Raw genomic sequence first — 26,646 nt, forward strand, 5'->3', positions numbered from 1 at the left:
GGATCTTGGCACAGTTCGGCGATGCACTGACGACGGGGGCCGATCTGGTGAACGCTGCCGAGCGCGCCGCCCTCACCGCCCTGAAACAGCTGGACGGTCCCGCCGACCTGGTGTGCTTCTTCGTCTGCGGGTCGGACACCGAGGAGGTCACTCTCGCCGGGCAGCGTGTCATGGACCTGGCGGGGATCGCCCGGACCCTGGGGTGCAGCGCCACGGGGGTCATCGGGGGCGGGCGCTCCGTCGAGGGGCAGGGGGCGGTGAGCGTCTGGTGCGCACGGCTGCCCGGGGTGGAGATCACCCCCTTCCGCCTCGACACCGTGCTGGAGGACGACCACCTGGCGGTCATCGGGATGAACGAACCGGGTCCCCGCGACCGCGCCGCGATCCTGCTGGTCAATCCGTACGAGTTCCCCACCCACGCGTTCGTGCGCGAGTCCACCGCGGCGCTGGGCGGGCTGCCCCTGGTCGGCGGCATGGCCGACGGCCTGCACGGGGAGGAGTCGGTGCGGTTGTTCTGCGACGGGGAGGTGGCCGAGAACGGTGCCGTCGGCGCACTCGTCGGCGGCGACGGGGTGCTCGGCACGGTGGTCAGCCAGGGCTGCCGCCCGATCGGTCCGGCCATGACCGTCACCGCGGCCGAGGGCGGCCTCCTGCTGGAGCTGGCGGGAAGCAGCGCCTACGCCAAGCTGGAGGAGCTGCTGGAGAACCTGACGGAGGAGGACCGGGAACTGGCCGCGCGGGGGCTGCACATCGGGGTGGCCATCAACGAGTACGCCGACCGGCACGGACAGGGCGACTTCCTCGTCCGCTCGCTCACCGGGGCCGATCCCGAGACGGGCGCGATCGCGGTCGGCGACGTGGTGGACGTCGGCCAGACGGTGCGCTTCCAGGTCCGCGACGCTGGCACCGCGGAAGAGGACCTGGCCCGCAGGCTCGCCGACTTCGGTGCCGAGCACCCGGTGGGAGCGGGGTTGCTGTTCTCCTGCAACGGCCGGGGCGCCGACCTGTTCCCGCATCCCGACCACGACGTCCTGGCGGTCCGCCGCGTCCTGGGTGCGGAGGCGGTCGCGGGTTTCTTCGCCGCGGGTGAGATCGGCCCCGTCGGCGGGGTCAACCACCTGCACGGGTTCACGGCCTGCCTGCTGGCCTTCACCCGCTGACGGTTCGGCGACACCCTGAGCGGGTTCCTTGCCGCGTGCATGTTTCCACGTGCTTACTGGGGGTCTGTGACTTTTCACTCCCAGTGATGGAGTTGGTGGATATGCCCGGAAGTGCTTCTCGGGGCCTGGCGGTCCTGGCCGCCCTTTCCCTGCTGGTCCCGGCCGGTCCGGCACAGGCGGAGGACGCATGGATCCGGTTCGACCCCGGGTCGGCGGACCGGGTCGGACTGGCGGCCGACCCCGACGCCCTGCGGGTGGACGCCGCGCGCGGCCGTGTCGGAACGTCTTCGCGCGTCGCGGGCAGGGCACAGGCTCCCGGGCTGGCGACCTTCCCCGGTCAGGACCTGGACCGGCCCACCGACACGGTCGACGTGCGCCTGCGCGTCGAGGGCGGGGGCGAGGAGGGTGTCCGGGCCGAGGTGCGCGGTGTGCGCCCCGACGGCATGTGGACCGAGTGGCATCCGGTCCCGGGCACCGACGGCCGGATCGTGCTGCCCGGGGACGTCCGGCGGGTGCAGCTGCGGGTGGGGATCACCGAGGCCGGTACCGAGGTCACCGACGTCCGGGTGCGACCCAGGGACGACTCCGGGGACCCCTTCGCCGAGGTGCCCCGGGAGCCGTTCTCCTCCCGTCTCTTCGCCACCCGTATCGGCCTGGTCGGCGACCTCACCGCCAACGGCCACACGATCCGCCCCGACGACCACTTCGCCGCTCTGCCCTCCCGCCGCGCCCTGGCGGTCAGGGGCGGTGGCGAGTACACCGTCCGGGTCTGCACGACCGGTCTGCTCGGACCCGGGGCCGAGGGTGACACGCAGGGCCACGAGCCGCTCTGCGCCTACCTGCCCGTCTGGGACGTGGGCCCCTGGAACATCGCCGACGACCACTGGAACGCCGAGCGGGAGACCTGGCCCGAGCTCGAACGCGGCCTGCCGCAGGCCCAGGCCGCCTACGCCGACGGCCACAACGGAGGGCTGGACGGCTTCGGCCGCCGGGTGCGCAACCCCGCCGGGATCGACCTCGCGGACGGTGCCTTCGCGGCCCTGGGGCTGCCCACCAACGGCTGGGTGGACGTCGACCACCTGTGGACGGGCGGCTACCTCCACCGTGCCGAGGCCGTCTCCGGAAGCGGGGCCCCGGTCACCCTGCACGCCGGTCCCGGACCGGAGCACGAGGTGACCGGTCTGGCCGCCTCCGGGGCGAACGTCGATGTTCTCTGCCGCCTCCCCGAGGACCCCGCCCCCGAGGCCCATGCGCCCGAGGTCTACGGACACGGGAGCAGTGCACCGGCCCGGGAGCGGGAGTGGTACCGCATCGGCGACGGCCACCACCTCCCCGCGGATTCCGCAGTGGGCGGGGAGAGCGCCCCGACCTGCACCTAGCCCCTGCTTTTCGGATCATCTCGGGCTGCACGCCGCCGCGGGCCGGGCCCCGCCCGCCGGGCCGGCGGCCTTCCCGGCCGGCTTCCGCGCGGAGCCCGGCAGCGGTTCCCGCGGCCTCAGGAGCGGATGACCACGGTCCCGGCCATGCGGTCGTGCAGAGCCCGGCCCCGTGCGTCGCCCAGCGCGGCCATGCTCTCGGCGGCGGAGAAGATGTGGCCGACGCACAGCAGCGACTGGGGCAGTCCGAACACCGCGGCGCGTCCCATCGCCTGGCCCTGGGTGAGGCGGCCGCCGTCGGCCCGCACGACCTTGATGCCCAGCATCATCTTGCCGAGCGTGCGCCCCCAGGTGACCAGGTACAGCCAGTCGTAGAAGAACAGCAGCGGTCCCCAGCCGAAGAGGAACAGCATGGCCCACACGGTGCCCTCGGCGTCGGACGTCTCCTCGCTCCCGGTGAGCACCATCGTCACCATGACCATGAGGAAGAAGAAGGCCACCGCGGCCACACCTGTCAGCAGGTAGTCGATGAGCCTGGCCGAGAAGCGGAGGCCGAACGAGGCCGGCACCTGCTGGGGAGCACCTCCCGGATACGGGGGAAGGTGAGCCGGGACAGGCGGCTGGACGGGTCCCCAGCCCCCGGCGGAGGGGTGCACGCCGCGAGCGGGGTCCTGGGGGTTCCAGTAGGGAGAGGACATCGGCCGGAGAATCCTTGTCGGTCGGTCTGCGAGCGCGGGGTGCGCCCTCCAGCACTATGACGCGGAAGACGCCGGTCAGGATGCATATTTTCCTGTACATGCGGCGAGGGGCGGCTTCCGCCGCCCCTCGCCGCTGTGTTCTCCTCGGGAGCTATGCGCCGCTGTACGGGACCGCGTCGATGATCTCGACCCCCAGGCTCTTGCCGTTGGGCAAGGTGTAGGAGACCTGTTCTCCCACGCGCTTGCCGTTGATGGCGGACCCCAGCGGAGACTTGGGCGAGTACACGTCGATCGGGGCGCCGCTCTCCTCTCGGGAGGCGAGCAGGAAGGTGACCTCCTCCTCGTCCCCGTCGAACTTGACGGTGACGGTCATGCCGGGGCCGACCACACCCTCGGTGCGGGGCGCCGCGCCGACCTTCGCGGTGCGCAGGATCCCGGTGAGCTGGAGGATGCGGGCCTCCATCTTGCCCTGCTCCTCCTTGGCGGCGTGGTAGCCGCCGTTCTCCTTGAGGTCACCCTCCTCACGGGCCGCCTCGATCTTCTCCGCGATCTCGATGCGCCCGGGCCCGGACAGGTGATCCAACTCTGCCTTGAGCCGGTCGTACGCCTCCTGGGTGAGCCAGGTGACGTTGTCATCGCGGGTCTGGGTCACGGGAACTCCTTGGTACTAGTAGCAGCAGAGGCCACCAGGCGGCCAAAGCTGAACTTACGAGAATATCACCGTGCGTCATGGAGCACGGCTTCCCGAAGTCCGGCCGCCGGGGGCCTCGGACCTGTCAGAGGGAGGTTCTACGGGTCAGTCCTGCGGGTCTTGTTCCCGGCAGGAGACCACTTCTACCGTGGCGGCGCGACGAGTTGTCTCGAATGTCGTCGAGTACACGTGGTTGCCGGGCTCGATCGCGACGTCGGCCTGGCCGACCTCGACGAACTGGCTGTCCGACGCACGGACCAGGCACACGGCGTCACCCCTGCTGTTGACCTCGAAGGTCAGGGAGGCCTCGGTGTCGGACGTGACCGACGAGGTGAGCAGCTGGTGGTGCACGCTGCTGCCGAACCCGCTGTAGTTCATGACCGCGGCTCCCCACCCGACCGCGCACACCCCGGCGAAGAGGGAGGCGATGACGAAGAAGACCGGACCGTTTCCGTGCTTCCTGCGCAGCGCGGGAGCCGTGGGGCCCTCGGTGTTCTGCTCCGTGGCCTCGGACGCGTCCGCGGCCGGTGTGTCGGCGCTGCTCACGGCGTCTTCCTCCGGGTTGGTGGGCATCGGGAATCTCCGAACAAGAGGACGGTGTTGTCTAAGATATCCCCGACCCGGCAGCCCCCCTACGCGGCCCGCGCATGAGTCGTACGAACCAGTGGCGCAGGGGCGCCGGGCGGCCCGGCACCGTGCCAGTCCATCCAGCCAAGGAGAACCCTTGCCCGAGCGCCTGCGGCTCATGGCCGTGCACGCCCATCCCGATGACGAGTCCAGCAAGGGCGCGGCCACCATGGCCCGCTACGCGGACGAGGGCGCCGACGTGCTCGTCGTCACCATGACCGGTGGCGAACGCGGCGACATCCTCAACCCCGCCATGGAGCGCCCCGAGATCCGCGAGAACATCGCCGAGGTCCGGAAGGCGGAGATGGACCGTGCCCGCGAGATCCTCGGCATCCGCCAGGAGTTCGCGGGGTTCGTCGACTCCGGCCTTCCCGAGGGCGACCCGCTTCCTCCCCTGCCCGAGGGCTGCTTCGCCCTGCAGACGGTGGAGGACGGCGCGGCCCCGCTCGTGGAGTCCATCCGCCGCTTCCGCCCGCACGTGATCCTCACCTACGACGAGAACGGCGGCTACCCGCACCCCGACCACATCATGACCCACAAGGTGTCGGTGCACGCCTTCGACACCGCGGGTGACCCCGATGCCTACCCGGGTACGGGCGAGCCGTGGCAGCCCCTCAAGATGTACTACTTCGTGTCCTTCCCGCCCGAGCGGTTCGCGGCGCTCGCGGAGCTGCTGGCCGCGCGCGGCCTGGAGAACCCCTTCGCGGACTGGATGCAGCGGATCGAGGAGCGCGGCGCCCCGCGCTGGGAGATCACCACCCGGGTGGAGTGCAGCAAGTACTTCGACGTCGCGGCCGACGCGCTGCGGGCGCACGCCACCCAGGTCGACCCCAACGGGTTCTGGTTCGCGGTGCCCACGGAGCTCACCGCGCAGGCCTGGCCCACCGAGGACTACCACCTGGTGCGCTCCCTCGTGGACACCGAGATCCCCGAGGACGACCTCTTCGCGGGCATCCGAGACACAGTGAGAGTATGAGTTCATGAACAGCGTGCTCGCGTCCGCGACGGTGGTCGCGGAAACCTTCACCCTCGACAGGGACACCGTGACGCCGGGAGTCCTGGGCTTCCTCGTCATCTTCGCGATCGGAGTCTGCCTGTACCTGCTCATGCGCAGCATGACGAGCAAGCTCGACGTCGTGCGCAAGGATGTGAACGAGCCGGCGCACGCCCGGATCCGGGACGACGAGAAGGAACCCGCCGCCGAGGGCGGGGCCTCGGACGAGCAGAAGTGAGCACGGCCGCCTCCTCCCCGCCCTGACACCGCGCGGGAGGAGCGCCGCCGCGCCCCCGGATGGCAGAGTGGGGGCATGCCCAACCGCCTGAGCGACGCGACCAGCCCGTACCTTCTCCAGCACGCCGACAACCCCGTGGAGTGGTGGCCGTGGGGTGAGGAGGCCTTCGCCGAGGCGCGCCGCCGCGACGTGCCCGTCCTCGTCTCCGTCGGATACGCCGCCTGCCACTGGTGCCACGTCATGGCGCACGAGTCCTTCGAGGACGAGGCGACCGCCGCCCTGATGAACTCCCTGTTCGTCAACGTCAAGGTCGACCGCGAGGAGCGCCCCGACGTCGACGCCGTCTACATGGAGGCCACCCAGGCGATGACGGGCCAGGGCGGCTGGCCGATGACGGTGTTCACCACCCCGCACGGGGCCCCCTTCTACTGCGGGACCTACTTCCCGCGCGAGGGATTCCGGAACCTCCTCCAGGGGGTCGCGGCAGCCTGGCGGGACAAGCGCGGCGAACTCCTCGACCAGGGGGCGCGGGTGGTCGACGCGCTCGGCGCCCCGCGCTCGCTGCCCGAGGCGCCGCCGCCCACGGCCGCCCAGCTCGACCTGGCCGTGCGCACGCTCGCGCGCGAGTACGACGAGGCCGACGGCGGCTTCGGGGGAGCACCCAAGTTCCCGCCCTCGATGATCCTTTCCTTCCTCACCGCCCAGCACGAGCGGACAAGCTCCCTCCGGAGCGCCGACGAGCCCGCCCCCGCCTGGCAGATGGCCGTCGGCACCGCCCTGGCCATGGCCGGGGGCGGCATCTACGACCAGCTCGGCGGCGGGTTCGCCCGCTACTCGGTGGACCGGCACTGGACCGTGCCGCACTTCGAGAAGATGCTCTACGACAACGCCCTGCTGCTGCGCGCCTACACCCGTATGGGGCGGCGCCCGGTGGGAACGGGCCGGGACGAGGCCGGAACCGCCGCGCTGCTGCTCCGCGTGGCCGAGGAGACCGCGGACTGGATGCTGCGCGACCTGCGCACCCCCGAGGGCGGCTTCGCCTCGGCCCTGGACGCCGACAGCGAGGGCGAGGAGGGCACCTACTACGTGTGGACGCCCGCCCAGCTGCGGGAGGTCCTGGGCGAGGAGGACGCGGCCTTCGCCGCCGAGACCTTCGGGGTCACCGAGGAGGGCACGTTCGAGCACGGCACCTCCGTGCTCCGGTCGGCCTCGCCGCCCGCCGATGCCCGGCGCCTCGAACGCGTCCGGGAGGCGCTGCTGGCGGCTCGCGCCGACCGGGTTCCGCCGGCGCGCGACGACAAGGTGGTGGCCGCCTGGAACGGGCTCGCGGTCGCGGGCCTGGCCGAGGCGGGGATCGTCCTGGAGCGACCCGACCTGGTGGTTGCCGCGAAGGAGGCCGCCGACCTGCTGCTCTCGGTGCACATGCGCGACGGCCGGCTGGTGCGCACCTCCCGCGACGGGCGCCCGGGAACCAGCGCGGGGGTGCTGGAGGACTACGCCGACGTCGCCGAGGGTCTGCTGGCCCTGCACGGTGCCACCGGCGAGGCGCGCTACGTGCATGCGGCGGGGCAGCTGCTGGACAGTGTCCTGGAGCACTTCGCCGACGGAGAGGGCGGGTTCTACGACACCGCCGACGACGCGGAGAAGCTGTTCAACCGGCCCCAGGACCCCACCGACAACGCCGCTCCCTCAGGCCGCTCGGCGGCCGCCGCGGCGCTGCTGACCTACGCGGCGATCACCGGTTCGGAGCGCCACCGCGCCGCCGCGGAGTCGGCACTGTCCCCGGTGACGCTGCTGGCGGAGAAGGCGCCCCGCTTCGCGGGCTGGGGCCTGGCCGCCGCGGAGGCCCTCCTCAGCGGTCCGCGCGCCGTGGCCGTGGTCGGCGACCCGGACGATCCCGCCACCGCGGTACTGCTGCGCACCGCCCTGGTGGAGGCGCCGCTGGGCACCGCCCTGGTCCGCGGTGACGGCCGCGACGACGGCGGTGTGCCGCTCCTGCGTGACCGGCCCCTGCTCGACGGCCGCCCCACCGCCTACGTGTGCGAGGGCTTCGTCTGCAAACTCCCGACCACCTCTCCCGAAGAGCTGGCCCGCCAACTCCACTGACCCCGCCCCCACGAGCCCCCAGGGTGCCCGAGCCGGGCACCCCGGAACCGAAGGTGGTTGTGCCCTGAGGGGCACCCGAACCGGGGTACTGCGCCCGGAGTGCGGTGGTGGGCGACAGGCAGGGAGGCTGCGGCCGTAGGCCGTGCAAGCCCACCCGCGCCCCAGGGGGTGTGCCGTGAGGGCGCCGGCGGGGTTCTGCAGGAGTGGAGCGAACATCCGAGGTACGAGCGTGTGAGCGCAGCGACGAAGAACTCCGCCCCAAAGGCGCCCGAGCAGGGGCCAAAGCGAAGCGGAGGCCCCAAGGCAAGCACTGAGCACATCAGCCGAGCGAGGCCGTGTCGATGATCTCGTCGACCAGGTCGGGGCGGTAGTCCGGTTGGCGGACCTCCAGGTACACCGTCGCGAGGTCGCCCGGCCTGTGGACGGCGGCGCTGCTGAAGGAGCTGTCACCGTTGCACTCGGGCCAGTCCCAGACGGTGCCCTCCCAGTCTCCGGTGTCGAGTTCCCGCTGCTCGGGGCGCTCGTGGCAGGGATCGCCCCCGGAGGCCGCCGGCAGGTCGTGGGAGCCGGGCACCACGGTGGCGTACACGCCGTAGGCCGGGTCCACGGCGGAGTCCCACTCCTCCGCGTCCGTGGCCACCAGCAGGCCGGGGCCGGCGCCCGCGTCGGCGGCGGCCGGGCGGGCCTCCTGGCCGGTGTGGAACTCGCGGGCCCACATCGAGGGCACGTCCAGGTGGAGGCCGTGCGCGGTGTACCCCACGGTGGTCAGGGTCAGCCCGGGGGCGCCGAGGGAGGCGGTCAGCGTGGCCAGCACCACGGCGGTCGAGGCCATGACGGACACGACCCGCTGCCACGGCATGCGGTAGCGCTGCCACCACGGCTCGGCCTGGGGCAGATTGGGCGCCATACGGATCGCCCTGACCCGGTCGGTGAAGGTTTTGGCGTCCGCCGGACGGCTTTCCCGGTCCACCGAAAGTGCGGACAGAATGAGGTCGTCCAGTTCCTTGGGCAAACCTGGCCGGATTCGGCCAGGCGGGATACGCACCGGCGGACGCGACGGCGGTTTTCCCGTAATCAGTTCGTAAGCGACTGCTCCCAGTGAGTAAACATCGGAGCGAACATCCAGATCACCGCCCGGAATGCTCTGTTCCGGGGACATGTATCCCGGTGTCCCCGCGGCGGCGGTGAACCCCGAGGCCTCGTCGATGGCCTTGGCGAACCCCAGGTCGGCCACCAGCACCCGCTGCCCCACGGGGGAGGACTGGAGCAGTACGTTGGAGGGCTTGATGTCCCGGTGGATGGTTCCGTGGTTGTGCAGCACCGTGATGCCCTGGCCGATCTCGGTCAGGAGCCGCAGTGCTTCCTCCAGGGGCAGGGGACCCCGTCTGATCAGGTCGGATACGCTTCCCTGGTCGGCGTAGGTCATCACCATGTACGGGCGCCCGTCGGGCAGGACGTCCACGTCGTGCACCGCGACCAGCCACGTGGAGTCGGTCTGGCGCAGGATGCGCGCCTCCTCCAGGAAGCGGTGCTGGATGTCCATCTGGTGGGCCCAGTTCTCGGCGAGGACCTTGATGGCCACCGGGTAGTTCAGCAGGTCGTCCTGTGCGAGCCATACGGTGGCGAAGGAGCCGGAACCCAGGCGCCGGATGACGCGGTAACGGCCGAAGGCCTCCGGTTGGCTCATTTCCGCCTCAGAGTGTCAGGGGTGAATACGGGGTCGTTGATCACTAATACACCATCTATACCTTCATGTTGGCTCTGGCGGATATGATCCCCTCTCCGGGTGGCGCAAGAGCCCTCGGGAGGAGAAACTTGGTGGAGCCCCCCGTACCTTCCCGGCACCGCACGAATGGTCGCGCGAAATCCGGACTTTCACGAACTCGGGGGACACCGGCGCCGGTCGGTCCCGTGAGGAGGCGGTCGACCGGAGCCGCGACGGGTCCGTGTGCGTCCGACCGACATGTGATCCTCGTAGTCGTGGGCGCGTCAGCGCCCGAGGCGGACGGCCGGACGTCTGCCGCCAGTCAGGGAGAGGCAAGTCATGAGTGACAACGTAGAGGCCCCCGCGCCCCGGCGGCGCGTGGCAGGCAACGTCGACGAGGAGCTCGAGGAGCTCGCCCGCAAGGCCAGGGACGGCGACGCCGTGGCTCTGGACGGACTGCTCCGGCGCATCCAGCCCGAGGTGCTGCGCCGGTGCGCCCGCTTCCTGCCCTACCGCCAGGACGCCGAGGAGGCGTGCCAGGACGCGCTGCTGCGCGTGGCACGCAAGATCGACAGCTTCAAGGGCGACTCCCTCTTCACCACGTGGCTGTACACCGTGGTGTCCAACTCCGCCCGCCAGACCTACCGTTCGATGAAGCGCCGCGCCGCGGAGTTCCCCACCGAGGCCGAGCGCATGCCCCACCAGAGCGACCCCCGCACCACCAGCGTCATCGCCGGCTCGCGCATCGACCTGCTGGAGGCCCTCGACCAGCTGGAGAAGGACCGCCCCAACCTGGTGGCGCCCCTGGTCCTGCGGGACCTCTGCCAGATGGACTACAACGAGATCGCCTCCGAGCTCAACCTCGCCCTCGGCACCGTCAAGTCCCGTATTCACCAGGGGCGCAAGCACGTGCGCAAGTCCCTGGCCGTTTCCTAGCCCCCCTCGGGCGAACTACCCTTGAGTGCATTCCCGCCGGCACCCCTGTCAGGAGCGTGCCGTCCTTTCCCAGCTCTGAGAGGTTTCGCCCATGGGGCTTCGTGACCCCCTCTACTGGCTGTACGAGCGGCGCCTGGAGCGTCGTCTCGGCAGCCAGGAGATCCCCCGCCACGTCGGTGTCGTGCTGGACGGGAACCGGCGGTGGGCGAAGAACAGCGGCAAGCAGGCGGCCGAGGAGGGCCACCGCGCCGGTGCGGACAAGATCTTCGAACTGCTGCGCTGGTGCGACGAAATCGGCGTCCAGGTGGTCACCATATGGATGCTGTCCACCGACAACATGACCCGCGACGAGTCCGAACTGGGCCCCCTGCTGCGCATCATCGAGGACACGATCGGCCGCCTCCGCGAGGAGGGGTGGAACACGCGGCCGGTCGGGGCCCTCGACATACTGCCCGATTCCACTGCCCGTGCCCTGAAAGAGGCGGAGACGGCCACATCCGGGAACCCCGGCCTGGTTGTCAACGTCGCGGTCGGGTATGGAGGAAGACGTGAGATCGCTGACGCGGTTCGGTCCCTCCTGCACGAGGAGGCGGCCAAGGGCACCGATATCCGGGAGCTTGCCGAGCGCCTGGACATCGAGGACATCGCCCGGCATCTCTACACGCGCGGCCAGCCCGACCCCGACCTGCTCATCCGCACGTCGGGGGAGCAGCGTCTGTCCGGTTTCATGCTGTGGCAGAGCGTGCATTCGGAGTTCTACTTCTGCGAGGTCTTCTGGCCTGCCTTCCGCAGGGTGGACTTCCTGCGCGCACTGCGCTCCTACGGCGCGCGCAACCGTCGCTACGGCTCCTGACCCCCGGAGACCCCCTCCGACCTGTTCCTTCACGGGTTGTTCACAGGGTGGCGGGAAAACGATCTGGAAATCGGGTCCGGGGACGCGTAGCTTCGGAAGAAGCGGATGGCGCTCGCCCATCCGCTCGGGAGGCCCCGGCTCTTTGAATCCCTCCGTCACAGAGGAACTTCAACGAGGAGGGCCGGACCCGGCCCTGCGGGGTCAGGTCCCGGTCCTCCATGATCCCGTGACACAAGGGCGTCCGCGCGGCGCCCAAGGGGAGAACGAGTGGCTAGTTCCTCGACCGATCGCCGTGACATCCAGTCCCCCGACACCCCCCACCCCCGTGCGGGAGAGGGACGGCGCGTCTATGTGCTCGACACCAGCGTCCTGCTGGCCGACCCGCTGGCCATGACTCGGTTCGCCGAGCACGAGGTCGTCATCCCCGTGGTGGTGATCACCGAACTGGAGAGCAAGCGGCACCACCCGGAGCTGGGGTACTTCGCCCGCAACGCTCTGCGCTTCCTCGACGACCTGCGCGTCTCCCACGGCCGCCTGGACGTCCCCGTGCCGGTCAACGACGAGGGCGGAACGCTGCGTGTGGAGCTCAACCACAGCGACCCGTCGATCCTGCCGGCGGGTTTCCGGCTCGGTGACAACGACACCCGGATCCTGACGGTCGCCCGCAACCTGCAGGCCTTCCCCCACCCGAGCGGCGACGGCCTCCCCGAGGAGGCCGAGGTCGTGCTGGTGAGCAAGGACCTGCCGATGCGGATCAAGGCCTCCTCGATCGGCCTGGCCGCCGACGAGTACCGGGCCGAGCTGGCGATCGAGCACGGCTGGACGGGCATGGCCGAACTGGACGTGCCCGCCCACCAGGTCTCGGAGCTGTTCGAGCGGGGCACGGCAGACATCGAGGAGGCTCGCGGCCTCCCCTGCCACACGGGACTGGTGCTGGTCTCCGAGTCGGGCAAGGCCCTGGGCCGGGTCCAGCCGGACAAGTCGGTCCGGCTGGTGCGCGGGGACCGGGACGTGTTCGGCCTGCACGGGCGCAGCGCCGAGCAGAGGATCGCCCTGGACCTGCTCACCGATCCCGAGGTCGGCATCGTCTCCCTGGGCGGGCGCGCGGGAACCGGAAAGTCGGCCCTGGCACTGTGCGCCGGCCTCGACGCCGTCCTGGAGCAGCGCCGGTACCGCAAGGTGATGGTGTTCCGCCCCCTCTACGCCGTGGGCGGCCAGGAACTCGGCTACCTCCCGGGTACCGAGCACGAGAAGATGTCCCCCTGGGGGCAGGCGGTGCACGACACCCTGTCCGCGGTGACCACCGAGGCGGTCGTCGACGAGGTCCTGGACCGCGGGATGCTGGAGGTCCTGCCCCTCACCCACATCCGCGGGCGCTCGCTGCACGACGCGTTCGTCATCGTGGACGAGGCCCAGTCCCTGGAACGCGGCGTGCTCCTCACCGTGCTGTCGCGCCTGGGGGAGAACTCCCGCGTGGTGCTCACGCACGACATCGCCCAGCGCGACAACCTCCGCGTGGGCCGCCACGACGGGGTCGTCGCGGTGGTCGAGAAGCTCAAGGGGCACCCGCTGTTCGCCCACGTCACCCTCAGCCGGTCCGAGCGGTCCCCGATCGCCGCCCTGGTCACGGAGATGCTGGAGAACTGACCGGTGTCCGGCGGCTCCCGCGCGGGAGCCGCCGGACACCCCGTGTCAGCGCATCTGCCCCAGCAGGTGGCCCAGGCGGCGCAGCCGGGCCAGATTCGCCTCGTAGCGGGCGCCCACGAGCAGCAGCAGCGCCCCGGTGACCGCGAACGGCACCCAGTTGGGCAGGAGCCGGGTGAGGTCCCACAGCGGCGGGCCGAAGGCGCGCACCGACGCCAGGACCAGCACCGCCCCGCTGAGCACCAGCACCGCCTGGAGCCGGGAGCGCAGGCCCCACACCGCGGTGCCCGCCGCGGCCGCGAGCAGCAGGGGCGCCCGCCAGGCCATGTCCTCGCCTCCCAGCAGCAGCACCGTGCTCGGCACGAGCAGCAGGGCCAGGCCGCCGGCATATGCCGCCCAGCTCGACGGGGGCCGCTCCGCCTTGCGGCTCCACTCCCACCCCACCGCCAGTGCGGCGAGCGCGGGCACCACCGTGTAGGCCTCGGGAACCCTCACGTTCCACGCGGCCAGCGCGGTCCACAGGGCGCCGAGCATCAGCACCCCGCCGACCGCGGCGCTCCAGCGGCGCCCGGGCCGGGTCGCGGTCGCCAGCGCGATCACCCCGGTGGCCGCCAGGGCGAGCGCGACCACCTCCGCCCGGGTCCCGACCAGGACGGCCGTGACCAGGGCGGCGACCGCCCACAGCGTCGCGGGCACCTCCGCGGCCTCCAGCAGCGGACTGCGCAGGCGGGGTGCCACCGCGGCCGTCCCGGCGGCCAGGGCGATCGGCATCAGGGCCGCGTACTCCCCCGGCACGCCGAGTGCGAGCGGCAGGGCGAGTGCGAACCCGCCCGTCGCCGCCGTGGCCACCGCCGTCGCGGCCACGGCCGCCATCGGTGTGCGGGCCAGGGCGGCCGCCACCGCGCCCACGACGGCGGTCAGCATCAGCGCGCCCACCGTGGCGTTCTGCTCGGCCAGCGACCACCCCAGCCCCTGCGCGAGGGTGAGCAGACCGGTCAGCCCGGGCAGCCACGCGGCCCGCCTCTCGTGCAGCAGCGCCGACCACAGCACCAGAGCGGTGCCGACGGCGAGCGCCCACACCAGGGCGGCCAGGAACGGAGCCCCCGCCACGACCGGCAGCGCCACCAGCGTGGGCGGTGCGGTCAGGGCCGCGGCGCGGGCGGTGTGCTCCCGCGCTGTCGCGGCCACGGCCGCGACGGCGCCGAGCCCGGCGAGCAGGATCCCGGCGGCCAGGGCCGCGGCCGCGGCCCCGTTCGGGGCGGCGGCCACACCGAGGAAGGCGTGCGCGGGCTCCAGCAGGTCCCCGGGCTCCGCACCCGCGACGGGGTAGGACATCGAGAACGCCGCCAGAGCGGGCAGGGACGGGAGCGAGGCGATCAGCGGCGCGGAGCCGAGTGCGAGCAGTCCGAGCACCGCGGCCACCGGTGTGCCGAGCACCCTGCGGTCGCCGAGCACCGGCCCGGTCGCCCCCGCGAGCAGGACGGCCAGGGCCAGCAGCCACCACACCGTCTGCCCCGACTGTCCCGAGACGAGGGAGGCTCCCCAAGCGACCACCGCGGACACCGCGACCGCGCCCAGGGGGACGAGGACCGCGGTGAGGGCCGCCGCCCGGGGGTTCTCCGACCCGCCCGCGCGACCGACCGGCGCGCTGCGGCGCAGCACGAGCGCCCCGGTGAGGGAGGCCAGCGCGGTCAGCGCCAGCGCGGAGAGGGTGGTGTGCTGTTCGGCCGTCGACCACAGCAGGCCCAGACCCAGCGTCAGCAGACCCGCGACGGTCTGGACCCAGGCGGCTCGGCCGCGCGCGGCCGACACCCCCAGCAGCAGGCCGGCGCCGACCAGCATCGTCCAGCCCGCGGCCGCTGCGTAGGGCAGGCCGAGGACGAGGGGCAGCGGGACCAGGGCCGGCGGAGCGGTGACCACGGCGGCGATCCGGGTCCGGCTCCGGTCCAGCAGGGCCGCCAGGACGACGGCCAGGACGCCGGCCGCCACCAGGCCCAGCGCGGTGACCAGGGCCTCGGCGCCACCGAGGGCGGCCGTGCCCAGGACACGGGGCGCGGGGTCGGCCATCGCCGAGGGCGGGGCCTGCCACGGCGCGTGGGGCCATGCCGGGGGCAGGCCTCCGCCGCCGATCAGCAGCGGAGCGGTGGCGAGCAGGAGCAGGCCGACCGCGGTGAAGGTGCCCCGGGATCCGGAGTCCGCGCCTCTCGCGGCGGGGGAGGGGGAGGACAGGCGGCCGAGCAGGAGGCAGTTCGCCCCCGCCAGCAGCGCCGACGCGGCCAGGAGCCACCAGGGTGCCCGGGCGTCGGGGCCGAGCGCGACCAGGGTGGGGAGGAGGAGCAAGCCGGACGACAGGGACACCGACAACAGGACCAGCCCGGCCCAGTACAGGGCGCCCCCGGGTATCGGAGCCGGCCGCGGCGGTGCGCCGGGCATCGAGAGCTTTTCCCGCGCCGGGGGTGCGGGGTGCATGTGGGGTGCCTGAGGCGTGGGGTGCAGGCGGGCCGGGGCGGGAGAAAGCGGCGCCCGGAGGACGGCCCGTCGGTACAGCAGCAGGACGCCCAGGGTGGTCGCGCCCACCGCGATCAGGGCCGAGAGCCCGACGACGCGCACCGGGAAGGCCCAGATCAGCCCGGTGACGACCGTCAGCGTTCCCGTCACGGTCCACACCCATGCGTGCGGGCGCGTGCCGGTCAGGGCGGAGGCCGACAGCATCGCGGCGCCCACCGCCAGCGCCCACACGACGGCTCCCACGTGGGCCAGTCCCAGCAGCAGGGGGAGGGCGAGCAGCACCGGGGGCAGGATCAGGGCGAGCAGGGGCAGCAGCAGGTCGCGGCGCAGGAGTACCGTCACCCCGGTCGCCAGTGCGGCCCCGGTCAGGACCGCGCCCAGGTGGAGCAGCATCTGGGGCATGTCCCCGAACCCCAGGACCTGGACCGCGGGGAGGGCCGTCGTGGCGGGGTCGCCGCTCCAGAGGGCGGTGGGCAGGCGGGGCAGCACCGGCAGGCGGGCCGGGCCCGCGGCCAGGGCGACGGCGCCCAAGGACAGCAGGCCCAGAACCGCGGGCGCGCCCGCCGGGCCCGTGCCGCCGCCGAAGGGCACAGGGGTCCGGGACAGCAGCAGGCCGGTCGCCCCCGACACGAGCAGCGCGGAGGCCAGGGCCCACCAGCGCTGCGGTTCCACGGGGTCCTGGACGGCGAGGACCAGGAGCATCGCCGTCCCGGTGGACACCAGCCACAGGGTCACCGCGGCGGTGTACAGGGTCCGCAGCGGAACTCCCCGGCGGGGCGGGCCCAGCAGCCGGACGGCGGCGGCGCCGGCCAGGGCGGTCGCGGCGAGCACCGCCGGAACCCAGGCGGCCCGGTCGGGCAGGGGCAGGGAGAGCAGCAGGAGCAGGGGTACGGGCTGCACGAGCAGGGCCGCGAGGACACGGGGGGACCCCAGGGGGACCGCCAGCGGGTAGAGCACCAGCAGCGCGCCGACGACCGACAGCGCGGCCGCCGCGTACCCGGGACCGCTGGAGAGGCGGTCGGACATGAGCAGCCACAGCGCCAGGGCGTCGATGCACAGCAGGGCCGCGAACAGGCTGCCGAACGTCTCGGCGGTCGCCCGCAGGCCGCGTCGGTGCGTCGGCAGGGCGGCGGCCGCGAAGGCGAGGGTGGTCAGGGCGAGGACCGAGGCGCGGGCTCCGGTGCCCATGTCGCTCCAGGTCCAGATGGCGAACACCAGCGCCGAGATCCCGACGAGCAGGCCGCCCAGGCCGAGGATGACGTTCTGGGCGGAGTACCTGCTCACCTCTCCCCGGGCGGGGCCGGGGGCGGGGAGGCGAGGAGCGGAGGGTGGGGGAAGGGGGGCGGCCGCGGCGACGGCGTGTGCGGCGGCGGCCGCGCTCTCGCGGCGGAGGGCGGCCAGGACGGCGGTGCGCTCGGACAGGAGCCGCAGCCTGTGGTGGTCGAGGCGGGCGATCTCGGAGTCGATGTGCCACAGCCGCTGGGCGGTCGCGCCCACGAGGGCGAGCCCGCACCGCATGCACGAGCGCGGGTGCGGTCCGACGGGAGCGCCGCAGTCCGGACACCCGGGGGAGGCGGCCGGCGGGGAATCTGGGACGTTCATGGCGCCATGGTGGCCTGCGGGCGCCCCTGAGTACATCGGTACGGATACTCAGAAAGTGGCGGAAGCCTCGTCTGACTCTCCGTACCGGTGTACAGGTCGCAGGGAGGCGGAGTCGGCACCGTCTGTAGTGTGATCCAGAACACATGTGTTTTGGCGTCACATTCCATGACAATGATGCAGTCTGAAAATCACTGCCCAGAGCATCCCCCACCCCCGTGCGGCCCCGCCGCGGACGTCCGGTGACGAGAGACCGTCCCCTCCGCGCACGTGCCCGGGCCGTGCGGTCGGCGGCAGTGCGTCACGATCACCCCCACGCTGAAAGGCAACCGTGCTACTCAACCGAATGTCGCTGCGAAGTACGGCGACGGTCGGCGCGGCCACCCTCGTCGCAGGCGCGACGTTCGCCGTGTCCGCGTTCGCCGACGACAGCGTCGACCCGAACGTGGCGGCCAACGCCGCCGTTCCGGAGACGGAGGAGTCCGCCCCCGAGGAGGTCGTGGAGACCTCCGAGGAGGAGTTCTTCGCAGCCTCGCAGGAGATCGGAGAGGACGAGCTCACCACCCTGCGCGAGCAGGCGCGCCTGGAGCGCGACGCGGCCCTCGGCAACAGGACGCAGACGTCCGAAGCCGCGGGCAGCGACATCGAGGAGGAGAAGGAGGAGGAAGAGGAGGAGCTCCCCACCTACACGGGTGACCCCCGGGGCCTCGCCCTGGAGATGGTCCTTGCGCAGGGCTGGTCGGCAGGAGAGTTCCACGACTGCCTCGAGCCCCTGTGGGAGAAGGAGAGCAACTGGAACCACACCGCCCAGAACCCCAGTTCGGGCGCGTACGGCATTCCCCAGTCCCTCCCCGGCGACAAGATGGCCACCCACGGCAGCGACTGGCAGACCAACCCTGCCACGCAGATCGCGTGGGGCATCGACTACATCAAGGGCCGCTACGGCACCCCCTGCGGTGCCTGGGCCCACTCCCAGTCGGTCGGCTGGTACTGACAAGCGCGGGTACCGACAGGCGGAAGACGGGCGGCCCCCGGCGAGGAGATCTCGCCGGGGGCCGCCCGTCGTCGTGGTCAGAGGTGGGGGTCGAAGGAGTCCATGACCTCCGCGGGGAGGTCGTCGTAGTAGGTGGCGTCTCCGCGCGGCACGTTCACCGACACCATGTAGAAGACGCGGTCGCCCTCGTAGTCCATGTTGATCGCGTACGCCCAGAAGCGGCGCTCGGGGGTGGGCCACGTGTCGTTGGTGAGCTTGGCCTCCACCAGGGCGACGTCCCAGCCGTCCTCGTAGAAGCCCTCGGTGAACTCCGTCAGATCGAGCTGGAAGTAGCTGCTGGTGACGTCGCCCTCGACGTCGGTGCCGCCCTTGGTCTCCTCCAGGTACTCGTAGCTGGTGCCCGTGAACTCCTCCTCGGTCCACCCCGCCACCCACACCTGGTGGTCGCCGCCGGGCGCGACGAACACCGCCAGGCCGCTGTCGATCTGGCTCTCGTCGACCTCCCACCCCTCGGGGTGGTCCACGTCGAACCACTGCGACTCGTAGGTCGTCAGGGAGTCGTAGGAGGGAGGGCCCCCGTCGTCATCGTCATCGTCGTCGTCATCGTCGGAGGAGGGGACGTGCGACGGTGCCGGCTCCGCCGGGGCGCCGGACTCGGGCAGGGCGGCCGCCGGGCGGTCCGTTCCCAGGTCCTCGGTCTCGGGGCTCCGGGACCACAGCACGCCGCCGACCGCGGCCACGGCGATGACCAGCACCGCCAGGGCCGCGCCGCCCACACCGAGCAGGACCCGGTTGGCCCCCGCGCCGCCGCTCCTGCCCGGCGGAGGGACAGGGGAGGGGAGGGCCGCCGGGCCCGCTCCGCTGTGCATCGCGTAGGGGCTCGGACCGGAACCGGGTGGGAAGGGACGCGGGGGAGTGGTCGGCCCGCTCGGCCCCCCGTGCACGGGGACGGGTCCGCCGGTGGGGCCCGGAACCGGATGTCCGCCGCTCGGCGCCCTGTGGCCGCCGAGGGGTCCGCTGGTGGGGCCGGGACCGCCGAACTGGCCGGTGTGTCCGAGGGGTCCGCTGGTGGCGCCGGGACCGCCGAACTGGCCCGTGTGTCCGAGAGGCCCGCTGGTCGCGCCGGGACCGGGGGCCGGATATCCGCCGCTCGGTGCCCCCGAGGGCGGCTGGGGACCACCGGCTCCGGCACCGACGGCTCCGGCCGCGTGCGGACCGGTTCCCGTGCCCGGGCGCAGCTCGCTCAGCAGCGTCAGGGCCTGGTCCACGGTGAGGCGGCGGTCCGGGTCGCGCTCCAGCAGCCCGGTGATCACCGGCGCCAGCCATCCGGCCCGCCGCATGGGCGGCAGCGGGGACGACAGCACCGCCGCGATCGCGGCCGTGATGCTCTCCCTGCGGAACGGGGACAGGCCCTCGACGGCCGAGAACAGGGTGACGCCGATGCTCCACAAGTCGCCCCGGTGCTCGGCCGGGCCGCCCTCCAGACGTTCGGGAGGCATGTACTCGGGCGAGCCGATCAGCGCGCCGGTACGGGTGATGCTCGGCCCGCCCTCCATCGTGGCGATGCCGAAGTCGGTGAGGATGACGCGGCCGTCGGTGGACATCATGATGTTGCCCGGCTTGATGTCCCGGTGCAGGACCCCCGCCTCGTCGGCCGCCTTCACGGCCTGGAGCAGCGACTCCGCGATGTCGGCCACCGTGTCGGGGTCCAGGGCGCCGCGCCGGCTGAGCATGTCCTGGAGGGAGCCGCCCTCGACGAGTTCCATGACGACCCAGGGGTCGCCCTCGAACTCGAACACGTCGTGGATGGTGATGACCGCGGGATGGGAGATGCGGGCGGCCGACTGGGCCTCGCGCCGCACGCGGGCGTGGGCGTCCGCGCGCTCGGAGTCGGTGAAGTGGTCGGGGAGAAGCACCTGTTTGATCGCGACGACGCGGTCCAGCGACGGGTCGAAGGCCTCCCAGACCACGCCCATGCCACCGCGGCCGAGTTCACGGCGCAGGACGTAACGGTTCGCGACGGTCTGCTCGTCGCTGTTGCTCGACATGTACTGCCCTCTCGGACGCCGACGCTGTACGCTGCTCTGTCAAGAATGTCCGACGCCTCCCGGTTCTGGAAGGTTCCTGGACACCGGACATCGCAATCGAAGCGCGATCGTGGCGGGGCACCCCGTCGCACGGAGCGCCCCGCCGTCGCCGTCCGTCTCCCTCAGAGGCCGCGGACCTCGGAGGGCGTCACTGGGAGTTGGTCATCCCCAGGACGTCGAGGGCGGCGTCCAGCTGCTCCTCGGTGAGCTTGCCGTCCTCGATGTAGCCGCGCTCGACGACCACCTGGCGGATGGTCTTCTTCTCCTTCAGCGACTGCTTGGCGACCTTGGCGGCCTCCTCGTAGCCGATGTAGCGGTTGAGCGGGGTGACGATCGAGGGGGAGGACTCGGCGTAGGTGCGGCACTGCTCGACGTTGGCCTCGATGCCGGCGACGCAGCGGTCGGCGAACACGCGCGACACGTTGGCCAGCAGGCGGATCGACTCCAGGACGTTGCGGGCGATCAGCGGCAGCTGCACGTTGAGCTCGAAGTTGCCGCTGGCGCCGCCGAAGGCCACGGCGGCGTCGTTGCCGACGACCTGCGACGACACCTGGAGCATGGCCTCGCACAGGACCGGGTTGACCTTGCCCGGCATGATCGAGGAGCCCGGCTGGAGGTCGGGCAGGAAGATCTCGGACAGGCCGGTGGTCGGGCCCGAGCCCATCCAGCGGATGTCGTTGGCGATCTTGGCGAAGCCCACCGCGATCGTCCGCAGCTGGCCCGAGAGCTCGACCAGGCCGTCACGGGCGCCCTGCGCCTCGAAGTGGTCGCGGGCCTCGGTCAGCGGCAGGCCGGTGTGGGCGGCGATCTCGGCGATGACCTTGGCCGAGAAGCCCTCCGGGGTGTTGATGCCGGTGCCCACGGCCGTGCCGCCCAGCGGCAGCTCGCCCACGCGCGGCAGCACGGCCTCCAGGCGCTCCACGCCGTAGCGCACCTGCGCGGCGTAGCCGGCGAACTCCTGGCCGAGCGTCACCGGGGTGGCGTCCATGAGGTGGGTGCGACCGCTCTTGACGACGGTGGCGAACTCCTCGGCCTTGGCGGCCAGGGCGCCCTCGAAGTGCCGCAGGGCCGGAATCAGCTCGTTGACCACGGCGGCGGTGGCGGCGATGTGGATGGAGGACGGGAACACGTCGTTGGAGGACTGCGAGGCGTTGACGTGGTCGTTGGGGTGCACCTCCAGGCCGGTGCGCTCCTTGGCCAGGGTGGCCACGACCTCGTTGGTGTTCATGTTGCTCGACGTGCCCGAACCGGTCTGGAAGACGTCGATGGGGAACTCGTCGTTCCACTTGCCCTCGGCGACCTCCAGCGCGGCCTCGCGGATCGCCTTGCCGAACTCGTCGCTGATCACGCCCAGTTCGGCGTTCACCTTGGCCGCGGCGGCCTTGATCTGGCCGAGGGCGGCGATGTGGGCGCCTTCGAGGCCCTGGCCGGAGATCGGGAAGTTCTCGACGGCACGCTGCGTCTGGGCCCGCCACTTGGCCCTGGCCGGAACCTTGACCTCACCCATCGAGTCGTGCTCGATACGGAACTCGCTCATTGCTACCCATCTCTCCTGGGAAAACCTGTGACTCAAAGCCTGCCAGACGCACACCGGCACACCGCCATCTCACCCCCGGTTGGCGGTGTAACCCGTGTCATGCCCCCATCCTCCCAGGTGGAGCCCGCTTTCCCCGGGGGAGGGACGGTTCAGGAACCGATGCCGCGGCGGCGCTCGCGGCGCCGCAGCGCGGGGAAGCGCCGCTTCTTCGGGGCCCGGATCCGGACGACGCCGAAGAGCGAGAAGCCGTCGATCTCCAGCACCGGAGGGTCAGGCAGCGTCGAGCGGCGGGCGGTGGTGGTGCGCATGCCCAGGAAGGACCAGCCGTTGACCCGCACCTCCACCCCCTCGGGTACGTCGATCTCGACCCGGCCGAGGACCGCCGTGACCGTCATCCGGTGGTGGTTGCGCATCAGGAGGGCCTCGCGCATGTCCACGTCGACGCGCCCGGCGAGCGCCAGGACCAGGTCCCGGGGGTAGGCGACCCAGCGGCCCCGGCGGGAAGCACTGCCGAACAGGCCGAGGGCGGGCTGGTGGTCGAGGCGCAGAGGCTGCTCCTCCAGGGGCAGGAGGTCGGCAGTGACGGCCGGGAGCTCGCCCAGCGTTCTGGCCGACTGGACGACGGAGCAGCGCTCGTCGAACTCCTCCAGGTCGATGCGGCCGTCGGAGGCGGCCTCGCGCAGAACCTTCAGGACGCGCTCCCTGTCGCTGTCGGAGGCGCGCAGACGGTGGGGGGACACTTCCTCGCTCACAGGGCCCAGACTACGGGGCCGCCCCTCCGCCGGGCCGGACCGCCGCCGGGTCGAATCGGCGGGGCCGGAATCGCCCCGGCCGGGCGCAAGGGGTTTCTTCTCCGGCCGGGGCGGCCTTCCGGATGGCCGAAAGGCGGGGCAAGTGACTATTACAGATGTGCCGGACAAAGAAAAATCGAGTACCGAAGCGCAAAGCTCCGGACAGCTCCCACCTCGGCCGAACCCGGTGCGCGGCGTCCCTTTTATCAACTCTGTCCGCAAATACAGAGCAGTGGGCCGCGCCTCCGAAAAACATTTGGCCAACGGCCGCGTCGACTGCCTAACGTGACCCTATGACTGCTTCGAAACCGGGCCTTCGTCCCCCCGCCGCGGAGTCGGGTGGCGACCCGGTCGCACCGGCCCTGCTCCTGCGCGGAGTCGTCAAGCGCTTCGGTCCGTTCACCGCCGTCGACGGACTCGACCTGGAGGTGCCGCGCGGGATCGTCCTGGGCCTTCTGGGGCCCAACGGCGCAGGGAAGTCCACCACGATGAGGATGCTCACGGCCCAGTCCGTGGCCGACGAGGGGGAGATCAGCATCCTCGGCCACCGGATCCCCGAGGAGTCCAAGTGGGCCCGCGCCCGCATGGGCGTCGTGCCCCAGCACGACAACCTCGACGAGGAGCTCACCGTCGAGCAGAACCTGCGGATGTTCACCTTCCTGTACCGGGTGCCGCGCCGCCTGCGCGGTGAGGCGATCGCGCGTGCCCTGCGGCTCGCCCAGCTCGAAGGCCGCGGTGACAGCCTCGTCGAGGACCTCTCCGGCGGTATGCGCAGGCGCCTGCTCATCGTCCGCGCCCTCATGCACCGCCCCGAACTCGTCCTCATGGACGAACCCACCGTCGGGCTCGACCCGCAGGTGCGCCAGGACCTGTGGGGCGTCATCGACGCGCTCCGCCAGGAGGGCGCCACCGTCCTGATGTCCACCCACTACATCGAGGAGGCCGAGCGCCTCTCCGACGAGGTGGCGCTCATGGCGGCGGGGAAGGTGGTCGAACGCGGCACGCCGGCCGACCTCGTCGCCAAGTACGCGGGTCGGAACGTCGAGGAGTACACCCCGGGCGACGGCGGCGCCGACGCCCTGGAGCAGCTCGTCCGCAACCACGGCCTCCCCACCCGCCGCACCGGAACCACGGTGTCCGTCCTCCGCGCCGAGGAGATCCCCGAGAGCCTCCGCTCCCGCCTGCCCGTTCCCCAGCGCCGTGACAGCACCCTCGAGGACGTCTTCGTCACCCTCACCGGAGAAAGCTTCGACTGACCGCCCACCCCGCCGAGGGCGCCGGCAGGCCCCAAGCAAGCACAGGAGGGTGGCGGCGGGCAACAAGCAGACCGGAGCGAAGCGCCGGTTCCCCGCAAGCCCACCCGAGCCCCAGGGGGTGTGCCGTGAGGGCGCCGGCGGGGTTCTGCAGGAGTGGAGCGAACACGCGAGGAACGAGCGTGTGAGCGTAGCGACGAAGAACCGCGCCCGAAAGGCGCCCGAACAGGGGCCGAAGCGAAGCGGAGGCCCCGAAGCAAACACAGGAGACCCATGGCTGACCTCATGAACCAGAACCGGCGGGACGCCCGGCCGGCCGAGCACACCCGCCCCGGACGCTTCGAGCCCGGAGCCGTCCTGGGCGTCGTCGCCCGCGAATGGATCCTCTACACCCAGTCGTGGCGCTCCACCACGTTCGCCGCGGTGGTCGAACCCACTCTCTACCTGCTCTGCTTCGGGTTCGGCATGGGCGCCCTCGTGGGCACCCTGGCCGGGTACAGCTACATCGACTTCCTCGGCACCGGCATCGTCGCGGTGTCGGTGATGTTCCAGTCGATGATGCCCGCGGTCATCAACACCTTCATCAAACGACGCTTCCTGCACACCTACGAGGGAATTCTCGCGGCCCCCGTCGACGTGCGCGAGGTCGTCACCGGGGAGGCGCTGTGGCTGGCGCTGCGCTCGGGCGTGTACGGCTGCGTGCCGCTGCTGGTCGCGATCGCCTTCGGGCTGCGGCCCGGTCCCGGGGCGCTGCTGGTCCCGTTCATCGCGTTCCTGGCCGGGTTCGCCTTCGCCCTGTTCGGGATCTGGATCTCCGCGGTGATCAGTTCGGTGCGCTCCATGGACTACGTCTTCAGCGGTCTGTTCACCCCGCTGTTCCTCGTGGCGGGCACCTTCTTCCCGGTCACCGAGCTGCCGTCCTGGGTCCAGCTCCTGGCCTCGGCCAACCCGCTCTACCACGCGGTCGAGCTCGTCCGCGGCGCGGTCTTCGGCGGGATCGGAGCCGGTCGGGTACTGGCCCACGTCGGGGTGCTGCTCGCCTTCACCGCGCTCATGTGGTTCCTGGCCTCGCACCGGATGCGGCGCCGGGTCGTCAGCTGAGACGCCGACGGCGCGGCGGGCAACGCCCGCCGCGCCGCCACCGGCGTCGGAACCGCCGTCAGGAGCCGTTGCTGGGCGCCCACCGCAGCTCGATGCTGCTGCGCTGCCCCTCGTCGGTGACGCTCATCGCCATGCCCAGGGCGCCCCACTGGTCGGGGGCCTGCACGTCGGCGTCCGTCAGCACCTGCCGCAGGTCGAAGAACCCCGCCATCACGGCGGCGTCCATCTCCTGCATGGTCTGCTGGAAGACGGGGTCGTCACCCAGGCGGCCGGTCGAGCTGCTGCCCAGGGCCACCACCGCGGCGTCACCCTCCGAGGAGACTCCCGGAGGGGTGGAGTAGGGGTCCGAGGCGGACACGTACTCGACGAAGTCGCTCAGGGCCTCCTGGCTGCCGCCGATCGCACGGTACTCGAAGGAGACGTCGCCGCCGCTGCCGTACCCGAAGAAGTCGTCCATGCTGATCTGGGTGATGCCGAACGCCGTCGACGAGCCCAGCAGGTCGGAGAAGCCCTCCGGCATCGAGATGCCCATGGAGTTGAACTCGCGCTCGAACTCCTGCTTCTGGCCCGAGCTGGTGAAGAACGGGATCTCGTCGTTGCGGTAGGCGTCGATGAGGGCCTGGTCGAGGCCGTTCGCGCCGAGGGCCATCACCGTGTTGTCCGGCAGGTCCTCCATCGCCGCGACGCTCTGGCCCGGGCTCTCCGCCAGCCACGACAGGTCGGCCTGGTCCACCTCGAAGGCGAAGGCGTCCATCCTGGCCTCGAGGTAGTCGCCGTCGACCCGGACGGAGGCCGTCGCGCGGCCGGAGACCGTACCGGTCTGCGTGGCCAGGTCGCCGGCCAGCTCGTCGGCGATGCTCTCGATCTGCATCAGGGCGCCGAAGTCGGCCCAGCCGGCCATGATGCTGCCGTCCGGCACGCTGCCGATGTCCTCGGAGAACACCTCGGCGTCGGCCAGCGGGCCGTGCGTCTCCGTCTGGGTGTGCAGATCGGCCAGGGCGGCCTCGGAGGAGCTGAAGACGACGAAGTCGTTCATCGTCTCGTGGAAGACCTCGCCGTACTCGGCCGAGATGTTGCGGAAGGCCTCGTCGGCGAGCCGCTCGTCCTCCACGGCCAGGGCGATGCCCATCGCCATGCCGGAGCCGTCCTCGACCTGGGCGTCGCCCTGGGCGGGCCACAGCGCGATGCCCGCGCTCTGTCCGATCCACTCCTCGATGTTGCCCTTGTCCGCGTCGGGGAACGCCTCCTCGAACATGTCGGCGAACAGGCCCTCGGTGTCGCCGTCGGGGTTGTCCAAGTCCTCGGACAGCTCCTCGGGCATGCGCTCGACGAAGGTGAGCAGGTCCACGGCCTGGGCGCCGTTGATGGCCAGGTCGATCTTGGCGAAAGCGACGGAGTTGCCGGGGAGCACCTCCTCGGGCTGCGGGCCGCCGAAGCCGACCAGCGACACGGTGGCCCACACCGTTCCGCCCATCAGCGCGACGGCCAGGCCGGCCGCGGCCGGGATCATCCACTTGTTGCGCCGGGCACCTCCGCCGCCGGGCGGGACCGGGCCGCCGAAGTGGCCGGGACCGACCGGACCTCCGGGACCGCCCGGAACCCCGGGCTGCCCCGGGTAGGGGGAACCGGGAACTCCCGGAGCGCCCTGGTACGGGGGCATCGGCGCACCGTGCGGCGGTGCGGGCACGGCTCCCTGCGGAGGAGGCGGGCCCTGACCGGGCAGCCCTGGCTGCTGCGGCTGCCACTGG

General features: G+C 72.0%; 20 protein-coding genes. 11 read left to right on the forward strand and 9 right to left on the reverse strand.

Features of this window, described 5'->3' with window-relative positions:
* The first annotated feature begins 5 nt into the window (after window positions 1-5).
* Together FHS13_RS10690 and FHS13_RS10695 are read left to right on the forward strand one after the other, a co-directional pair.
* Entirely contained in the window at window positions 6-1,160 is a 1,155-nt protein-coding gene (locus FHS13_RS10690; protein ID WP_184291085.1) for an FIST signal transduction protein, read from the forward strand.
* An 86-nt stretch (window positions 1,161-1,246) separates the two neighbouring features.
* Window positions 1,247-2,539: a hypothetical protein gene (locus tag FHS13_RS10695; RefSeq protein ID WP_246405155.1), complete on the forward strand. Its 1,293-nt coding sequence runs from the start codon at window positions 1,247-1,249 to the stop codon at window positions 2,537-2,539.
* A gap of 116 nt (window positions 2,540-2,655) precedes the next feature.
* Here the strand turns inward: FHS13_RS10695 and FHS13_RS10700 are convergent, their stop codons facing one another.
* The 3 genes from FHS13_RS10700 to FHS13_RS10710 form a co-directional block, all read right to left on the reverse strand.
* Window positions 2,656-3,234, reverse strand: a complete 579-nt coding sequence (locus FHS13_RS10700; protein WP_184291086.1) for an RDD family protein — start codon at window positions 3,232-3,234, stop codon at window positions 2,656-2,658.
* Window positions 3,235-3,385: 151 nt separating this feature from the next.
* Window positions 3,386-3,886, reverse strand: a complete 501-nt coding sequence (gene greA / locus FHS13_RS10705) for a transcription elongation factor GreA (RefSeq protein ID WP_184291088.1) — start codon at window positions 3,884-3,886, stop codon at window positions 3,386-3,388.
* A 144-nt stretch (window positions 3,887-4,030) separates the two neighbouring features.
* The gene (locus tag FHS13_RS10710; RefSeq protein WP_184291090.1) at window positions 4,031-4,498 is read right to left on the reverse strand and encodes a DUF4307 domain-containing protein; all 468 of its coding nucleotides are present in this window, start codon (window positions 4,496-4,498) and stop codon (window positions 4,031-4,033) included.
* Between the two features lie 151 nt (window positions 4,499-4,649).
* Between FHS13_RS10710 and mca the strand changes: the two genes are divergently transcribed.
* The 3 genes from mca (at window position 4,650) to FHS13_RS10725 (ending at window position 7,890) form a co-directional block, all read left to right on the forward strand.
* Window positions 4,650-5,528, forward strand: coding sequence for a mycothiol conjugate amidase Mca (gene mca, locus FHS13_RS10715; RefSeq protein WP_184291092.1), 879 nt, complete (start codon window positions 4,650-4,652; stop codon window positions 5,526-5,528).
* A gap of 4 nt (window positions 5,529-5,532) precedes the next feature.
* A complete protein-coding gene (locus FHS13_RS10720) occupies window positions 5,533-5,784 on the forward strand; it encodes a hypothetical protein (RefSeq protein WP_184291660.1) in 252 nt (83 codons plus the stop codon).
* 75 nt (window positions 5,785-5,859) lie between these two features.
* Window positions 5,860-7,890, forward strand: a complete 2,031-nt coding sequence (locus tag FHS13_RS10725) for a thioredoxin domain-containing protein (protein WP_184291094.1) — start codon at window positions 5,860-5,862, stop codon at window positions 7,888-7,890.
* A 319-nt stretch (window positions 7,891-8,209) separates the two neighbouring features.
* Here FHS13_RS10725 and FHS13_RS10730 read toward each other — a convergent pair whose 3' ends face one another.
* Entirely contained in the window at window positions 8,210-9,577 is a 1,368-nt protein-coding gene (locus tag FHS13_RS10730; protein ID WP_184291096.1) for a serine/threonine-protein kinase, read from the reverse strand.
* 357 nt (window positions 9,578-9,934) lie between these two features.
* Here FHS13_RS10730 and FHS13_RS10735 point away from each other — a divergent pair, with 357 nt between their 5' ends.
* The 3 genes from FHS13_RS10735 to phoH2 all read left to right on the forward strand — a co-directional run bounded on the left by FHS13_RS10735 (window position 9,935) and on the right by phoH2 (window position 13,031).
* Window positions 9,935-10,531 carry an RNA polymerase sigma factor gene (locus FHS13_RS10735; RefSeq protein WP_221442727.1) on the forward strand — a complete coding sequence of 199 codons (597 nt, stop codon included), beginning with the start codon at window positions 9,935-9,937 and terminating at the stop codon, window positions 10,529-10,531.
* 91 nt (window positions 10,532-10,622) lie between these two features.
* The gene (locus tag FHS13_RS10740; protein ID WP_184291098.1) at window positions 10,623-11,384 is read left to right on the forward strand and encodes an isoprenyl transferase; all 762 of its coding nucleotides are present in this window, start codon (window positions 10,623-10,625) and stop codon (window positions 11,382-11,384) included.
* A gap of 267 nt (window positions 11,385-11,651) precedes the next feature.
* Complete coding sequence (phoH2, locus tag FHS13_RS10745; RefSeq protein WP_184291100.1) at window positions 11,652-13,031, forward strand: RNA 5'-3' helicase PhoH2; 1,380 nt, start codon at window positions 11,652-11,654, stop codon at window positions 13,029-13,031.
* A gap of 45 nt (window positions 13,032-13,076) precedes the next feature.
* On the opposite strand, the gene FHS13_RS10750 is transcribed toward phoH2, so the two are convergent.
* The gene (locus tag FHS13_RS10750) at window positions 13,077-17,138 is read right to left on the reverse strand and encodes an SCO7613 C-terminal domain-containing membrane protein (RefSeq protein WP_184291102.1); all 4,062 of its coding nucleotides are present in this window, start codon (window positions 17,136-17,138) and stop codon (window positions 13,077-13,079) included.
* Between the two features lie 343 nt (window positions 17,139-17,481).
* Here FHS13_RS10750 and FHS13_RS10755 point away from each other — a divergent pair, with 343 nt between their 5' ends.
* Window positions 17,482-18,129: an aggregation-promoting factor C-terminal-like domain-containing protein gene (locus FHS13_RS10755; RefSeq protein WP_184291597.1), complete on the forward strand. Its 648-nt coding sequence runs from the start codon at window positions 17,482-17,484 to the stop codon at window positions 18,127-18,129.
* A 77-nt stretch (window positions 18,130-18,206) separates the two neighbouring features.
* Here the strand turns inward: FHS13_RS10755 and FHS13_RS10760 are convergent, their stop codons facing one another.
* From FHS13_RS10760 to FHS13_RS10770, 3 genes are all read right to left on the reverse strand, one after another.
* On the reverse strand, window positions 18,207-20,177 hold the full coding sequence (locus tag FHS13_RS10760; protein WP_184291104.1) for a serine/threonine-protein kinase: 1,971 nt from the start codon (window positions 20,175-20,177) through the stop codon (window positions 18,207-18,209).
* Between the two features lie 187 nt (window positions 20,178-20,364).
* Entirely contained in the window at window positions 20,365-21,753 is a 1,389-nt protein-coding gene (locus tag FHS13_RS10765; RefSeq protein ID WP_184291106.1) for a class II fumarate hydratase, read from the reverse strand.
* 149 nt (window positions 21,754-21,902) lie between these two features.
* A complete protein-coding gene (locus FHS13_RS10770; protein ID WP_184291599.1) occupies window positions 21,903-22,493 on the reverse strand; it encodes a DUF1707 domain-containing protein in 591 nt (196 codons plus the stop codon).
* Between the two features lie 344 nt (window positions 22,494-22,837).
* Between FHS13_RS10770 and FHS13_RS10775 the strand changes: the two genes are divergently transcribed.
* Both FHS13_RS10775 and FHS13_RS10780 read left to right on the forward strand, forming a co-directional pair.
* A complete protein-coding gene (locus tag FHS13_RS10775; protein ID WP_184291108.1) occupies window positions 22,838-23,800 on the forward strand; it encodes an ABC transporter ATP-binding protein in 963 nt (320 codons plus the stop codon).
* A gap of 270 nt (window positions 23,801-24,070) precedes the next feature.
* Window positions 24,071-24,898: an ABC transporter permease gene (locus FHS13_RS10780; RefSeq protein ID WP_246405157.1), complete on the forward strand. Its 828-nt coding sequence runs from the start codon at window positions 24,071-24,073 to the stop codon at window positions 24,896-24,898.
* A gap of 58 nt (window positions 24,899-24,956) precedes the next feature.
* On the opposite strand, the gene FHS13_RS10785 is transcribed toward FHS13_RS10780, so the two are convergent.
* On the reverse strand, window positions 24,957-26,558 hold the full coding sequence (locus FHS13_RS10785; protein WP_343064980.1) for a hypothetical protein: 1,602 nt from the start codon (window positions 26,556-26,558) through the stop codon (window positions 24,957-24,959).
* Window positions 26,559-26,646 lie beyond the last annotated feature (88 nt).

This window comes from Nocardiopsis algeriensis (assembly GCF_014203695.1).
In the GTDB taxonomy this organism is placed as follows: Bacteria; Actinomycetota; Actinomycetes; order Streptosporangiales; family Streptosporangiaceae; genus Nocardiopsis; species Nocardiopsis algeriensis.